Annotated in this window: 10 protein-coding genes; 6 read left to right on the plus strand and 4 right to left on the minus strand. The window is 67.0% G+C overall.

Annotated features, from left to right (window positions below; translation table 11 throughout):
* Positions 1 to 53 precede the first annotated feature (53 nt).
* The gene (locus tag N4261_RS21480; RefSeq protein WP_435531963.1) at positions 54 to 3974 is read right to left on the minus strand and encodes a DUF3683 domain-containing protein; all 3921 of its coding nucleotides are present in this window, start codon (positions 3972 to 3974) and stop codon (positions 54 to 56) included.
* A 452-nt stretch (positions 3975 to 4426) separates the two neighbouring features.
* Between N4261_RS21480 and ugpB the strand changes: the two genes are divergently transcribed.
* From ugpB to ugpQ, 5 genes are all read left to right on the plus strand, one after another.
* Positions 4427 to 5740: a sn-glycerol-3-phosphate ABC transporter substrate-binding protein UgpB gene (gene ugpB, locus N4261_RS21485; RefSeq protein WP_261757289.1), complete on the plus strand. Its 1314-nt coding sequence runs from the start codon at positions 4427 to 4429 to the stop codon at positions 5738 to 5740.
* A gap of 376 nt (positions 5741 to 6116) precedes the next feature.
* Entirely contained in the window at positions 6117 to 7004 is an 888-nt protein-coding gene (gene ugpA, locus N4261_RS21490) for a sn-glycerol-3-phosphate ABC transporter permease UgpA (protein ID WP_261757290.1), read from the plus strand.
* A gap of 1 nt (position 7005) precedes the next feature.
* A complete protein-coding gene (gene ugpE / locus N4261_RS21495; protein ID WP_261757291.1) occupies positions 7006 to 7854 on the plus strand; it encodes a sn-glycerol-3-phosphate ABC transporter permease UgpE in 849 nt (282 codons plus the stop codon).
* 110 nt (positions 7855 to 7964) lie between these two features.
* Complete coding sequence (locus N4261_RS21500) at positions 7965 to 9074, plus strand: sn-glycerol-3-phosphate import ATP-binding protein UgpC (protein ID WP_261757292.1); 1110 nt, start codon at positions 7965 to 7967, stop codon at positions 9072 to 9074.
* A gap of 192 nt (positions 9075 to 9266) precedes the next feature.
* The gene (gene ugpQ / locus N4261_RS21505) at positions 9267 to 10019 is read left to right on the plus strand and encodes a glycerophosphodiester phosphodiesterase (RefSeq protein WP_261757293.1); all 753 of its coding nucleotides are present in this window, start codon (positions 9267 to 9269) and stop codon (positions 10017 to 10019) included.
* On the opposite strand, the gene N4261_RS21510 is transcribed toward ugpQ, so the two are convergent.
* From N4261_RS21510 to N4261_RS21520, 3 genes are all read right to left on the minus strand, one after another.
* A complete protein-coding gene (locus tag N4261_RS21510; protein WP_261757294.1) occupies positions 10003 to 10665 on the minus strand; it encodes a GNAT family N-acetyltransferase in 663 nt (220 codons plus the stop codon). The genes ugpQ and N4261_RS21510 overlap by 17 nt on opposite strands.
* A 33-nt stretch (positions 10666 to 10698) precedes the next feature.
* Positions 10699 to 12066, minus strand: a complete 1368-nt coding sequence (locus N4261_RS21515) for an MFS transporter (RefSeq protein ID WP_261757296.1) — start codon at positions 12064 to 12066, stop codon at positions 10699 to 10701.
* Between the two features lie 508 nt (positions 12067 to 12574).
* Positions 12575 to 14197, minus strand: a complete 1623-nt coding sequence (locus tag N4261_RS21520) for a gamma-glutamyltransferase family protein (protein WP_261757297.1) — start codon at positions 14195 to 14197, stop codon at positions 12575 to 12577.
* A 333-nt stretch (positions 14198 to 14530) separates the two neighbouring features.
* Here N4261_RS21520 and N4261_RS21525 point away from each other — a divergent pair, with 333 nt between their 5' ends.
* Positions 14531 to 14812, plus strand: a complete 282-nt coding sequence (locus N4261_RS21525; protein ID WP_261757298.1) for a hypothetical protein — start codon at positions 14531 to 14533, stop codon at positions 14810 to 14812.
* Positions 14813 to 15155 lie beyond the last annotated feature (343 nt).

Raw genomic sequence — 15155 nt, forward strand, 5'->3', positions numbered from 1 at the left:
AAACGGCGCGAAAGCGCCGTGCCGCGCTTTGCGGACGCCGTGCGGGCAGTCCCCTACACCAACACCCGCTCAATCCCACCGTTGTTGGCCTTGGCCACGTACTCCGGCATCCAGTTCTCGCCCAGGATCTGGCGGGCCATCTCGACGACGATGTAGTCCGCCTCCAGCAGGCCGTTCTGCAGATCCCCGCCGTAACGGCTCAGGCCCTGCAGGCAGGACGGGCAACTGGTGAGGATCTTCAGGTTCTCTTGCGCGCCCACCTTGCCGGTGTCACGCAATTGCGTCTCGGCCTTGCGCAACTCTTCTTCCTTGCGGAAGCGGACCTGGGTGGAGATGTCCGGACGGGTCACGCCCAGGGTGCCGCTCTCGCCGCAGCAGCGCTCGCTCTTCACCACCTCCGGACCCACCAGCGCCTTCACCGTCTTCATCGGCTCTTGCAGCTTCATCGGCGAGTGGCAGGGGTCGTGATAAAGATAGGCCTGCTTGCTGGCCAGGGTGACGCCCTTCTCCAGCAGGTATTCGTGGATGTCGATGATCCGGCAGCCGGGGAAGATGTCCTCGAACTTGTAGCCCTGCAGCTGGTCATAGCAGGTGCCGCAGGACACCACCACCGTCTTGATGTCCAGGTAGTTCAGCGTGTTGGCCACGCGGTGGAACAGCACCCGGTTGTCGGTGATGATCTTCTCGGCCTTGTCGAACTGCCCCGATCCGCGCTGCGGATAGCCGCAGCACAGGTAGCCCGGCGGCAGCACCGTCTGCACGCCCGCATGCCAGAGCATCGCCTGGGTGGCCAGACCCACCTGGCTGAACAGCCGCTCCGATCCGCAGCCCGGGAAATAGAACACCGCCTCCGCGTCGGCGCTGGTCGAGGCCGGGTTGCGGATGATGGGCACGTAGTCCTTGTCCTCGATGTCGAGCAAGGCGCGGGCGGTCTTCTTCGGCAGGCCGCCGGGCAACTTCTTGTTAATGAAGTGGATGACCTGCTCTTTCACCGGCGCAGTGCCCACCGTGGCCGGCGGCGCCGCGGTCTGCTTGCGGGCCACCCGCTTGAGCAGGCGGTTGGCCATGCGCTGCGCCTTGAAGCCCACACCGACCATCGCCGCCCGGGCGATCTTGATCGTCTCGGGATTCGTCGCGTTCAGCATGAACATCGCCGCTGCATTGCCGGGGCGGAAGCTCTTCTTGCCCATCTTGCGCAACAGGTTGCGCATGTTCATGGTCACATCGCCGAAGTCGATCTTCACCGGGCAGGGATTCAGGCACTTGTGGCACACCGTGCAGTGATCGGCCACGTCCTCGAACTCCTCCCAGTGCTTGATCGAGACGCCACGGCGGGTCTGCTCCTCGTAGAGGAAGGCCTCCACCAGCAGCGAGGTCGCCAGGATCTTGTTGCGCGGGCTGTAGAGCAGGTTGGCGCGCGGCACATGGGTGGCGCAGACCGGCTTGCACTTGCCGCAGCGCAGGCAGTCCTTGATGGACTCGCTGATCGCGCCGATGTCGCTCTGCTGCATGATCAGCGACTCATGCCCCATCAGCCCGAAGCTGGGCGTGTAGGCATTGGTCAGGTCGGCGAAGGTGGACTGGCCGCTGGTGGCCGGACGCAGCAGCTTGCCCTTGTTGAAGCGCCCTTGCGGATCGACCCGCTGCTTGTAGCCGGCAAAGCCGGCGAGTTCGTCGTCGGTGAGGAACTCCAGTTTGGTGATGCCGATGCCGTGCTCACCCGAGATCACGCCGTCCAGCGACCGCGCCAGCTTCATGATCCGCGCCACCGCTTCATGCGCGGTCTGCAGCATCTCGTAGTTGTCCGAGTTCACCGGGATGTTGGTGTGGACGTTGCCGTCGCCCGCATGCATGTGCAGCGCCACCCACACCCGACCGCGCAGCACCTCCTTGTGGATGCGCTTGCATTCGGCCAGGATCTGGGTGAAGGCCGCGCCGGCGAACACATCCTGCAGCGGCTTGAGGATCTGCTTCTTCCAGCTCGCGCGCAGGGTGTAGTCCTGCAGTTGCTCGAAGTAGCTGCGCTCGCCCTCGGCGGCGCGATCAATGTCCAGCGCCTGCATCCACTCGCGCCATTGGGCACCGACCTCGTCCAGCAGCGCGAGCGCCTGCTGCACCCGGTCTTCCAGCAGCTCGGCGCTGGGAATCTCGCCGGCATCGTCGCTCTTGCCCAGGGGCAGGTTGCCGGTGGCGAAGAAGTCCCGCAGCGCATCGACCAGCGCCAGCTTGTTGCGCAGCGACAGCTCGATGTTGATCCGCTCGATGCCCAGGGTGTATTCGCCCATGCGCGGCAGCGGAATCACCACGTCCTCGTTCACCTTGAACGCATTGGTGTGCTTGGAGATGGCCGCCGTGCGTTTGCGGTCCAGCCAGAACTTCTTGCGCGCGTCGGCACTGACCGCGACGAAGCCCTCGCCCGAGCGACCGTTGGCCAGCCGCACCACCTCGCTGGTGGCGCGGGCGACTTCGTCCGCATCGTCGCCGACGATGTCGCCGATCAGCACCATCTTCGGCAGCCCGCCGCGCTTGCTCTTGGTGGCATAGCCCACCGCCTTCAGATAGCGGTCGTCCAGATGCTCCAGGCCGGCCAGGATCGCGCCGCCGGGCTTCTTCATCTCGCCGAACATGAAGTCCTTGATGTCGACGATCGACGGCACGCATTCCTTCGGATTGCCGAAGAACTCCAGGCAGACGGTGCGCACATGCGCCGGCATGCGGTGCACGATCCAGCGCGCGCTGGTGATCAGGCCGTCGCAACCTTCCTTCTGCACGCCGGGCAGGCCGGCCAGGAACTTGTCGGTCACATCCTTGCCCAGGCCTTCCTTGCGGAAGGTGCGGCCCGGAATGTCCAGCCGTTCGGTGCGCTCCAGCACCCGGCCGGTGGCGTCGAAATAGCGCAGCTCGAAGCTGGCCGTCTCCACATCATGGATCTTGCCCATGTTGTGGTTGATCCGCACCACCTCCAGCCACTTCGCTTCCGGCGTGACCATGCGCCAGGAAGCCAGGTTGTCCAGCGCGGTGCCCCACAGCACCGCCTTCTTGCCGCCGGCATTCATGGCGATGTTGCCACCGATGCACGAGGCTTCCGCCGAGGTCGGATCCACGGCGAAGACAAAGCCGTGCAGCTCCGCCAGATCCGACACCCGCTGCGTCACCACGCCGGCCTCGGTCCAGATCGTCGGCACCTCCCGGTCCATGCCGGGCAGCTGCATCATCTCGACGCCGCGCATGGCCTCGAGCTTCTCGGTGTTGATGACGGCGGTGTTCCACACCAGCGGCACCGCGCCACCGGTATAGCCGGTGCCGCCGCCGCGCGGAATGACGGTGAGCCCGAGTTCGAAGCAGCCGGCCACCAGCGCGGCCATCTCGGCCTCGGTGTCGGGCGTCAGCACCACGAACGGGTATTCGACCCGCCAATCGGTCGCATCGGTGACGTGGGCCACCCGAGACAGACCGTCGTACTTGATGTTGTCCTTGGCAGTGTGGCGGGCAAAGACCTTGCTGGCACGCTTGCGCAGCTCGGCCACCTGCTCGAATTGATGCGCGAAGGCGGCCACCGCCGCTTCGGCGGCAGTCAGCAGTTCACCGACCCAGGCGTCGCGCTGGGCATCGTCCTCGGGATGGCGACGACGCTGCACCTCCTTGAGCCGATGGCGCAGCGCACCGATCAGCGCTTCGCGGCGGCGCGGGTTGTCGAGCAGGTCGTCCTGCAGATAGGGATTGCGCTGCACCACCCAGATGTCGCCCAGCACCTCATAGAGCATGCGGGCGGAGCGGCCGGTCTGGCGCTCGCCGCGCAACTGGTTCAGCAGCTCCCAGGCACGGGCGCCGAGCAGGCGAAGGACGATTTCGCGATCGGAGAAGGAGGTGTAGTTGTACGGAATCTCGCGCAGCCGGGGCGCGTGCGCGAGGGTCGGGATCATTTCGCCGGCCATCGCGGGGTCGACGGGCATCAGCAGATGCGGTGCATTCATGGCGGCCAGGTGCCTGCGCACCCTGGGTTGCGGCGTCCGGCGCTCCGAAGGAACACCGATGCCTGGCTGGAGAAAAGCATGAGGCCGCGCCCGGGACAGCGCCTCGGACTTGTGGTCCCCGGCCCCGCTGGACACGAGGATCGGAACAGGCGTTCGCGAATGGCCGCGGTCGCGGCCGGCCCCGGACAGGGCAATGGGCGGAATCCTACCCCAGCGAAAGAGGGCGGGCCCCGGCGAGGGACTCTAGGCAAGCGCGGCATCGCCTGGTCGGCGACACCCGGTGCAGCGCCTGCGTGGGACGCCCCGCATGAAATCCCGGTGACTGGCGAGTGCGCAGGCAGCACGTGACCGTGGTCACCCAATGTCACAATGCCCGGATAAGCTCATCCGGGCCCGGTAGAAACCCTTGCCGCGCCGCCCGAACAACACTTTTTCCGGAGCAACGGAGACCCATGAAGACTTCACTGCTTGCTGCTTCCCTGGCCGCGCTGCTGGCCGCCAGCCCCACCGCCGCCCTCGCCCAGACCGAGATCCAATGGTGGCACTCGATGGGCGGCGCCCTCGGCGACTGGGTCAACGACCTGGCCAAGGACTTCAACGCCAGCCAGACCGACTACAAGATCGTCCCGACCTACAAGGGCAGCTACGACGAATCGATGGCCGGCGCGATCGCCGCCTTCCGTGCCGGCAACGCCCCGCACATCCTGCAGGTCTTCGAGGTCGGCACCGCCACCATGATGGCCAGCAAGGGCGCCATCGTGCCGGTCGGCCAGGTGATGCAGCAAGCCGGCGCGAAGTTCGACAACGCCGCCTATGTGCCTGCCGTCGCCGGCTACTACACCGCGCCGAACGGCCAGATGCTGAGCTTCCCGTTCAACAGCTCGACCACCGTCTTCCACTACAACAAGGACGCCTTCAAGGCCGCGGGACTGGATCCCAACAAGCCGCCGTCGTCCTGGCCGGAAGTCGCTGCCGCCGCGGCCAAGCTCAAGGCCGCCGGCCACAAGTGCCCGTTCACCACGAGCTGGGTCAGCTGGACGCAACTGGAGAGCTTCTCCGCCTGGCACAACGTGGAGTACGCGACCAAGAACAACGGCTTCGGCGGCCTGGACACGCGGCTGGCCTTCAACTCGCCGCTGCATGTGCGCCACATCGAGAACCTGGCCAACATGGCCAAGCAGGGCCTGTTCGTCTACAAGGGCCGCGGCAACAGCGCCGATGCCACCTTCGTCTCCGGCGAGTGCGCCATGATGACCGGCTCGTCCGGCCTCTACGCCAACATCAAGAAGAGCGCCAAGTTCGCCGCCGGCACCGCGCCGCTGCCCTACTACCCCGACGTGCCCGGCGCGCCGCAGAACACCGTCATCGGCGGCGCCAGCCTGTGGGTGATGTCCGGCAAGAAGTCCGCCGAGTACAAGGGCGTGGCCGCGTTCTTCCAGTACCTGTCGCGTACCGAGGTCGCCTCCGAAAGCCACAAGCGCACCGGCTACCTGCCGGTCACCAAGGCCGCCTATGAGCTGACCGAGAAGAGCGGCTTCTACAAGGCCAATCCCGGCACCGACGTGGCCGTGCAGCAGATGATCCGCAAGACGACCGACAAGTCGCGCGGCGTGCGGCTGGGCAACTTCGCGCAGATCCGCACCATCGTCGATGAAGAGATGGAGCAGGTCTGGGCCGGTCGCAAGACGCCCAAGGACGGCCTGGACACCGCCATCTCCCGCGGCAACGAACTGCTGGAGCGCTTCCAGAAGTCCGCCAAGCTGTGAGCCTGGGCCGGCGGGCCCACGGACCGAAGGCCACGGGTGAACGCCCGTTCGCTCAGGCTCCGGGCCCCGACCCGATGTCAGGCAATCAAGGGGCTTCCCATCGGCGCTGACGAGGCACATGCTCCCAAGGCGTTGGCCGTCGGCTGGAAGACAGCGCAGGGGATCGACCACCCGCCCGCCCCTGCGCACCCTGCATGCCGATGACGCCCTCCTGCCGGCCGTTCTGATGCATGGCTGACCAGTTCCAGATGCCTGTGCTCGATCGCTTGTATTGATCGGGTGCGCCGATCGCCAGTGCGGACCGCCTATGCGGACCGCCTGCGCAGATCGCCCTCCCGGATTTCCCCAAGATCGACTTTCCCGACGGACACCCCGGATGTCGCAACAAAAACGCGTGGTCTTTCGATCCGGCTGGCTGCCCTGGCTGCTGCTGGCTCCGCAGGCGCTGGTCATCAGCGCCTTCTTCTTCTGGCCGGCCGCCCAGGCGCTGCTGCAGAGCCTGCAGCAGCAGGACGCCTTCGGCCTGTCGACCGAATGGGTGGGGCTGGAGAATTTCCGCCAGCTCTTCAACGATCCCGGCTACCTGGCGTCCTTCAAGACCACCGCCGTGTTCTCGCTGCTGGTGGCGGTGCTCGGGCTGTCGGTCTCGCTGCTGCTGGCCACCATGGCCAACCGGGTGATGCGGGGCGCCGGCCTCTACAAGACCCTGCTGATCTGGCCTTATGCGGTAGCCCCGGCGATCGCGGGCGTGCTGTGGCTGTTCATGTTCGCGCCGTCGATCGGCGTGGTGGCCTATGCGCTTCAAGCGCTGGGCATTCCCTGGAACCACCTGCTCGATGCCAACGATGCGATGACGCTGGTGGTGCTGGCCGCCGTCTGGAAGCAGGTCTCCTACAACTTCCTGTTCTTCCTGGCCGGTCTGCAGTCCATCCCGAAATCGCTGATCGAGGCCGCCGCGATCGACGGGGCCAGTCCCTGGCGCCGCTTCTGGACGATCACCTTCCCGCTGCTGTCGCCCACCAGCTTCTTCCTGCTGGTGATCAACGTGGTGTATGCCTTCTTCGACACCTTCGGCATCATCGATGCGGCCACCCACGGCGGCCCCGGCAAGGACACCGCCATCCTGGTCTACAAGGTGTATTACGACGGCTTCAAGGCGCTGGATCTGGGCGGATCGGCCGCACAGAGCGTGGTGTTGATGGCGATCGTGGTGGTGCTGACGGTGGTGCAGTTCCGCTTTGTCGAACGGAAAGTGAATTACTGACATGGTCGAGCGCCGCCCCCTCCTGACGATGCTCTCGCACCTGATCCTGGTGCTGGGCGTGCTGATCGTCGCCTTCCCGCTGTATGTGGCCTTCGTCGCCTCCACCCACACCGCCGCCGAGATCGTCCAGGCCCCGATGCCGATGACGCCCGGTTCCCACCTGATCGACAACTACAGCGCCGCGCTGTTCGGCAGCAGCGGCGCGGGCTCGAAGGCCCCCGTGGGTCAGATGATGTGGATCAGCCTGGTCTGCGCGCTGGTGATCGCGGTGGGCAAGATCGCGATCTCGCTGCTGTCGGCCTTTGCCATCGTGTACTTCCGGTTCCCGCTGCGCAATTTCTTCTTCTGGGCCATCTTCGTGACCCTGATGCTGCCGGTGGAGGTGCGCATCGGGCCCACCTACCAGGTGGTCGCCGACCTGAAAATGCTCAACACCTATGCCGGGCTGACCGTGCCGCTGATCGCCTCGGCGACCGCGACCTTCCTCTTCCGACAGTTCTTCCTGACCGTGCCTGATGAACTGGTCGAGGCGGCCCGCATCGATGGCGCCGGGCCGCTGCGCTTTTTCCGGGATGTGCTGATGCCGCTGTCGGTCACCAGCATCGCGGCGCTGTTCGTCATCCAGTTCATCTATGGCTGGAACCAGTACCTCTGGCCGCTGCTGGTCACGACGGATGAGAACATGTATCCCGTCGTCATCGGCATCAAGCGCATGATCAGCGGCGGCGACGCCGCCAACGACTGGAACATCATCATGGCCACCGCCTTGCTGGCGATGATTCCGCCGGCGCTGGTGGTGGTCCTGATGCAGCGATGGTTCGTCAAGGGCCTGGTGGACACCGAGAAATAAGCGCCGAGGCACCCACCGACCTCCGCCGCTGCGGCGGCATGGCCCGCCCTGCGGCAACCGGTCGGCGCCTCCGACATCCGACTCACGAGACAACAAGCACAAGACTCACGATGGCAAGCATCTCCCTGCGCAACGTCGTCAAGCGTTACGGCCACGGCGCCAAGGCCAATCCGGTGATCCACGGCGTGAGCGCCGAGGTCGCGGATGGCGAATTCGTCGTCATCGTCGGCCCGTCGGGCTGCGGCAAGTCCACCCTGCTGCGCATGGTCGCGGGCCTGGAAGAGATCAGCGACGGCGAGATCGCGATCGCCGACCGGGTGGTCAACCAGGTCGAGCCCGCCGACCGCGACATCGCCATGGTGTTCCAGAACTATGCGCTCTATCCCCACATGAGCGTGTTCGACAACATGGCCTACGGCCTGAAGATCCGCAAGCTCTCCGCCGAGGACATCCGCACCCGGGTGGACAAGGCCGCGCGCATCCTGGAGCTGGGCCATCTGCTGCAGCGCAAGCCGCGCGAGCTGTCCGGCGGCCAGCGCCAGCGTGTGGCCATGGGCCGCGCCATCGTGCGGGACCCTCAGGTGTTCCTGTTCGATGAGCCGCTCTCCAACCTCGATGCCAAGCTGCGTGTACAGACCCGGCTGGAGATCCAGAAGCTGCATCGGGAACTGGGCGTGACCTCGCTGTTCGTGACCCATGACCAGGTCGAGGCGATGACGCTGGCCCAGCGCATCATCGTGATGAACGCCGGTCGAATGGAGCAGTTCGGCACCCCGGAAGAGGTCTATGGCCGCCCGGCCACCACCTTTGTCGCCAGCTTCATCGGATCGCCGGCGATGAACCTGCTGAAGGGCCAGGTCGAGGGCGGACAGTTCCGCATCGGTCGCGCCAGCCTGCCCCTGCCCGGCCCGGCGCCGCGCCAAGGGGCGGTCACCCTAGGACTGCGGCCGGAGCATGCGATGTCGCATGACGATCGCCGTCATGCGGCCGAGAGCCACTTGCCCACCACGGCATGGCCGCTGTGGGTGGAGATGGTGGAGATGCTGGGCGCGGAACGCCTGGTCTACGGTCGACTGGGCGGTGAAGGCGGCGAACCCTTCACCTTGCGCATCGACGGCACCGACCTGCCGCCCCAGCCGGGCGCGACCCTGTTGCTGAAGGCACCGGTGGAGCGGCTGCACTGGTTTGATGCGGAATCCGGCCAACGACTGGACGCCTGAGCCGGCGTGCGCCAGGATGGGCGCGGCGGGCCGACACCGGTTGCCGCGCCGACCGTGAGGACCGATCGAATCGATCGACATGATCGACGAGATCAAGCGATCAAACGATCAAACGACCAAACGACCAAACGACCCAACGATCGAGTCCGTCGAAGAGATCATCCGGATCAAGAAGATTGAAGGAGCGACACGATGGAAAGCCATTCCTGGCCCTGGTCCCTGCCCTTCTGGGTCGCCCATCGCGGCGCCGGCAAGTTGGCGCCGGAAAACACCTTGGCGGCCTTCCGCGAAGGTGCGCGGCACGGCTATCGCGCGTTCGAGTGCGATGTGAAGCTGTCCGCCGACGGCATTCCCTTCCTGCTGCACGATGCCACGCTGGATCGGACCACCTCCGGCCGTGGCCGCGCGGCCGACCTGCCCTGGTCCGAGTTGTCCCGACTGGACGCCGGTCGCTGGCACAGCCGCCCCTATGCGGGCGAGCCCCCGCCCAGCCTGGAGGCAATCGCCGCCTACGTGCGGGTGAACCAGCACGCCCTGAACATCGAGATCAAGCCGACGCCGGGTGACGAGTTCCGCACCGGCGAGGTCGTCGGCCGCGAGGTGCTGCGGCTGTGGGGCGAGTCCGCGCCGGACTCGCTGCTGTTCAGCAGTTTCCAGCCCGAGGCGCTGCGCGGCGCGCGCGAGACCGCCGCCTCGGTGCCGCGCGGGCTGCTGCTGGAGGCGCTGGAGACCGGCTGGTTCGAGCGGGCCCAGTCGCTGGAGTGCCGTGCGGTGATCACGCATTACGCGCTGATGGACCAGCCCTTGGTCGAGCACCTGCATCAGGCCGGCATGAAGGCGCTGGTCTACACCGTCAATGACGCCGCCAGCGCGCAGTGGCTGATCTCCAATGGCGTGGACGGCATCATCACGGATGCCGTGGATCGCTTCAGCCCGACGACTTGAGGCCCGCGGCGGCCGACTCCGCCGCCGCCATGCGATCCGCAGAGGGATCGCGCAGGTCCGCGACATCGATCAGGCCAAAGATGCAGGTGTCGGTGGGCAGGCCATCGACGCCCAGCGCGTCATTGCGCAGCACGCCTTCCAACTGAAAGCCGCAGCGCAGAGCCACCGCGCGGCTGGCGTGATTGCGGGCATCGGTCCGGATCTCCACCCGCCGCGCCCGCAGCGCACCGAAGGCCAGCCGGCTCAAGGCCTGCACCGCCTGGCTGGCCAGCCCGCGGCCGGTGGCGGTGGGCGCGAGCCAATAGCCGATCTCGAAGCGGCGCAGCAACCAGTCCAGCCGCACCAAGCCGGCCCCGCCGATGAGCGACCCGCGCAGCCCGTCGGCATCCCGCTCGTACAGGAAGTAGGCCAGATGCTCCCGGGTGAGGAACTGCGCCTTCATCCGCCGCACGATGGCCTCGGACTGCTCGACGGTGGGCCGCTCCTGGGCCCACGGCATCCAGGGGCGCAGATGCTCCAGCGAGGCATTGACGGTGAAGTTCAGCAGCACGCCGTCGCCGTCCACCGTTTGCGGCGCCATGAGCAGCAGATGGTCGGTGGCCAGGATCTCGGGGACCTGGATCAGCACGGGATCGTTGTGATTCATGGGGCGCATCGTAGAAGACGGGATGGGGGCCGATCAGTTGCCGCTCACCGTCTGCAGGTTCAGCCCAGGCTGAGCTTCGGCCCCGAGCGCCGCTTCTTCCTCGACGATGCGGGGCAACTCCTTCACCGTGCGGATGGACCGCATGCGCCAGGCCAACGCCGTCAGCAGCAGCGCGCCGACGCCGGCGAACAGCAGCGCTGCGCGCAGATGAACATGTTCCCCCAACCAGCCGCCCACCAGCGCGCCGGGGCCTGCCGGGATCAGGATCAGCCAGCGCATGGTGCTGGTCATGCGCCCGAGCAACGGGCCGGGCGTCACCGCCTGGCGCAGCGACAGAAAGTTGATGAAGATGAACACCGCGCCCACGCCGAAGGCGAACAGCGCGAAGCCGAACGCCGCCACCCCCCAGACATTGGCCGGCGCAAAGGCCAGCACCGTCCAGCCGATGCCGCAGATGCCAAACCCGGAGATCAGGCACGGCCCCGGGCCGAGCCGTCGGCTGATCCGATGGCCGAAGACGCTCGCCAGCACCGTGCCCGCGCCCAGCGCGATGTAGGACAGACCCACGCTCTGCGCCGACAGGCCAAGCACGCGGGTTGCAAACAGGATCTGCACCACCTGCGCCGCCTGGTTGAACATCTGCCAGCCGCCCACCGCGCAGGCCAGGCTGACCAGCATGCGCTCGCCGCGCACAAAGGCCACGCCCGCCTTCAGGTCGCGCCAGAAGTCCGCACCCTCACGCCGGATCAGATGCTCACGCACCTTCACGCCACGCAGGATCAGCGCCGAACTGAGCAGCAGCAGCGCATCCACCGCCAGCGCCAGCGGCGCGCCGACCAGCTTGATCAGCGCACCCGCCACACCAGGCCCGGCCACTTCCGCGCCGGAGGAGGCGAGCGCATTCTTCGCATGGGCCTCGACCAGCCGGTCGCGGCTGACCACCTGCGTCAGCACGATCTGGGCCGCACTGCCGGCCACGGTGTAGACCGTTCCCAGCAGGAAGCCGACGAAATACAGCCAGGGCATGCCCAACCAGCCCATCCACGCCGCCACCGGCACGCTTCCGACGGCCACCGCCAGGGTGACCTCGCCCACGATGTAGACCGGCAGCTTGCGCACCCGGTCCAGCCACACCCCCGACGGCAGCGAGAACAGCACGAAGGGCAGGATCTCCATCGCGGTGAGCCAACCCATCTGGGTGGGCGAGGCATGCAGCAGGATCGCAGCGGTCAAGGGCAGCGCCAGCAAGGTGATCTGCCCGCCCAGCGAGCTGATCAGGATGGACGACCACAGGCGCCGGTAAACGAGGTCGCGCAGCAGGTCGCCGGCGGGCAGACGCAACAGATCAAGCAGCCGGTCGAGCAGCCGGTCGACCAACGGGATTTGCCTCTTGGGCAGCATGGGAGAGCTCCGGAAGCGGCCCGGGATCGGCTTCATGAGCCGGATCTGGACCGGGCAATCCCCGCACGCGGGCGGTGATCGCGGAAAAACGAGCAGGTGACGGACATCGCCGGGGCCGTCTGCGGGCCCTTCGGCGAGAGACGACCCTACGGTCGTCGCACCACCCGACCCGGCGCGCGAACGCACGCCAACGCCTGGGCGATGGATCGGGTGCGGTCGAGCAGCTTGGTCATGATCGGCAGGCCCGCGAGGGCTGGCGGTGCGTGGCTTCCGGGGAGGAAGGAAAGAGCGTCGATGCTAGCAGCGGCACTTCGCCGCCCGCAAGTGAGGAAGGACACATCGGGCCGCGCGCGGACCGTCGGAGCCGGCACTTGGTCACGCCCGCCCGAGCGACTGGCTGGCATGGTGGGGCACCGTATCGGGCGGCGTCAGGCGGTCTCGCTTCTCGCTTCTCGCCGCTAGCCGCTCGCCCTGCGGCCTCTTTCGCGCGTGTCGCTCCCGTCGACGTTCACCAGCCCGCCGCGGCACCGTCCCGGCGTGGGTCGCTCGCGGCCACATAGCCGTCCACCGACGGATCGCCCAGGCGCCAGATGAACTGGCCGGCGCCGAAGTCCTGGTAGCTGTCGTGGATGTCGCCGATCTGGTGGCCGAGTGCGCGCAAACCGTCGATGGTGTCGGGCGCCATCGACGCCTCCACATTGATCGACAGCCCATCATTGAAGCGCCAGCGCGGCGCATCGCAGGCCGCCTGCGGATGCTGGCCGTAGTCGAGCATGCGGACCAGCGTCTGCATGTGGCCCTGTGGCTGCATGTTGCCGCCCATCACGCCGTAGCTCATCTGCGGCTGGCCATCCTTCATCAGGAAGGCCGGGATGATGGTGTGGAACGGCCGCTTACCGGGCGCCACCACGTTGGCATGACCGGGCTCGCGGGTGAAGCAGTGACCGCGGTTCTGCAGCGACACGCCGTAACCGGGCACGACCAGCCCGGAACCGAAGCCCATGTAGTTGCTCTGGATGAAGCTGACCATCATGCCGCTCTCGTCGGCTGCGGTCAGGTAGATGGTGCCGCCCTTGACCGGGTTGCCGGCCTGGAAGTCCTGGGCGCGGGTCATGTCGATCAGGCGGGCACGGCCGGCGAGATAGGCCGGATCCAGCAGTTCCGACGTCTGGACCTGCATCGTGCGTGGATCGCCGACATAGCGATAGACATCGGCGAACGCGAGCTTCATGGCCTCGATCTGCAGATGCTGCGACGCGGTGCTGTCCACCGGCAGCGACGCCACATCGAAGTTCTTCAGGATGCCCAATGCAATCAGGGCTGCGATGCCCTGACCGTTGGGCGGGATCTCATGCAGGGTGTGGCCCGCATAGTCCATCGAGAGCGTGTCGACCCATTCGGGACGGTAGGCGGCGAAGTCGGCAGCGGTGATCGCACCGCCGGTCTCACGGGCAGACGCCTCGGTGGCAGCGGCCACTTCGCCGCGATAGAAGGCTTCGCCGCGCGTCTCGGCGATCAACCGCAGGGTGCGGGCGGCTTCCTTGAACTGGAACAGCTCACCCACCTCGGGCGCGCGGCCGCGCGGCAGGAAGGCCTGCGCAAAGCCGGGTTGAGACACGAGGTCGGTGACCTCGGATGCCATGCGCCATTTGCTCTGCACGAGCAGCGGCACCGCGTAGCCGCGCTCGGCGATCTCGATGGCGGGCGCCATCAGGTCGGCGAACGGCAGCCGGCCATAGCGCTCGCTCAAGGCCACCCAGCCCGCCACCGCGCCGGGGACGGTCACCGCGTCCCAGCCGCGCTTGGGCATGTCGCGGCCGGCGCCGTACTTGCGATCGAAGTAATCCGGGGTCCAGGCCTGCGGCGCGGTGCCGGAGGCGTTCAGGCCCTGGAGGGATTTGCCGTCCCACACGATCGCGAACGCATCCGAGCCCAAGCCATTGCTGCAAGGCTCCACCAGCGTCATGCAGGCGGCGGTGGCAATGGCGGCATCCACCGCATTGCCGCCTTGCGCCAGGATGCGCAGACCGGCCTGGGCCGCCAGCGGATGGGAGGTCGAGACGATGTTGCGCGCAAACACCGGGCTGCGACGGCTGGCGTAGCCGCGGGTCCAGTCGAAGGAGTGGGACATGGAAATCTCCAGGGACAAATGAGAGAAGTGCGGCCCGAGGCCATGGCGGACATCGCGCGTCCCACGGGGGCCGCGCGCGTGCGCGCCTGCGAGTGATCGGCAGCACACGCGCACACCCGGTGCAGCAGCGGCATTGCAGCGGCGCGCCGCTGCCACCCAGGCTCGACCGCGATCTTGCATCAAGCCGATCGCCCCGCCATGGGGGCAAGACCTGCCACGTGCGCTCAGCCGTGCGGTGAACGTAACGCAATGCAAAGCCGCGATGTCGGTGTCAACAAAGTGTCGTCGGGTCTCGTTGTCTCCTCACCTTGTTCAACCTGCTGGAGAAACCAGATGCAAGCCTTCAAGACCGCTAAGACCCTGGCCCTGATCCCCGCCCTGCTGATCGCCGGCGCCGTGATGGCCCAGACCCCGGCCGCCCCGACGACGACCGCCGCGCCCGCCGCTGCGACCGCGCCGAAGGTTGAGGCCAAGGCAGAGACCCAGGCCACCGTCAAGACCGAAGGCACGGCCGAGCACAAGACGGCCAAGCACAAGGCCAAGCACCACAAGGCTGAGAAGACCGAGAAGTCCGCCGCTGAGAAGCCGGCGGCCACGGCCTCGGCCGCCAAGTAAGGATCTCGCGTCAGGGAGACGCCGCCTCGCGCGGGGTCTCTCTGCCGATCGCCGCCCTCCGGGGCGGCTGCGTGCGTTGGATCGCCGGGATTGGCGGATCGGGCCTTCGGGTCGAGGCGGTCCGGTCCCGGCAACGAAGCCTGAGGGAGTCGAACAAGGCTTGCTCCCCGACGGACCTGCGACGACACCCTCGTCGCACTTTCGCCATCCACCACGCAGGAAGAAACCGCAGCACCGGTCACCCGGGCTGCGGTTTTTTTCTGGGCGATTGGAAAGCCATCGGAGCGACAAGCGCTCAAGTAGCCAGGAAATGCCGCTGTGACCCGTCGCGGGCTTTCCTGCG

Source organism: Roseateles amylovorans (assembly GCF_025398155.2).
Lineage (GTDB): Bacteria > Pseudomonadota > Gammaproteobacteria > Burkholderiales > Burkholderiaceae_C > Roseateles > Roseateles amylovorans.

Coding starts and splice junctions, on each gene's coding strand:
- N4261_RS21480 (WP_435531963.1), bottom strand. CDS start 3,974: ATGAATGCACCGCATCTGCTGATGCCCGTCGACCCCGCGATGGCCGGC.
- ugpB (WP_261757289.1), top strand. CDS start 4,427: ATGAAGACTTCACTGCTTGCTGCTTCCCTGGCCGCGCTGCTGGCCGCC.
- ugpA (WP_261757290.1), top strand. CDS start 6,117: ATGTCGCAACAAAAACGCGTGGTCTTTCGATCCGGCTGGCTGCCCTGG.
- ugpE (WP_261757291.1), top strand. CDS start 7,006: ATGGTCGAGCGCCGCCCCCTCCTGACGATGCTCTCGCACCTGATCCTG.
- N4261_RS21500 (WP_261757292.1), top strand. CDS start 7,965: ATGGCAAGCATCTCCCTGCGCAACGTCGTCAAGCGTTACGGCCACGGC.
- ugpQ (WP_261757293.1), top strand. CDS start 9,267: ATGGAAAGCCATTCCTGGCCCTGGTCCCTGCCCTTCTGGGTCGCCCAT.
- N4261_RS21510 (WP_261757294.1), bottom strand. CDS start 10,665: ATGAATCACAACGATCCCGTGCTGATCCAGGTCCCCGAGATCCTGGCC.
- N4261_RS21515 (WP_261757296.1), bottom strand. CDS start 12,066: ATGCTGCCCAAGAGGCAAATCCCGTTGGTCGACCGGCTGCTCGACCGG.
- N4261_RS21520 (WP_261757297.1), bottom strand. CDS start 14,197: ATGTCCCACTCCTTCGACTGGACCCGCGGCTACGCCAGCCGTCGCAGC.
- N4261_RS21525 (WP_261757298.1), top strand. CDS start 14,531: ATGCAAGCCTTCAAGACCGCTAAGACCCTGGCCCTGATCCCCGCCCTG.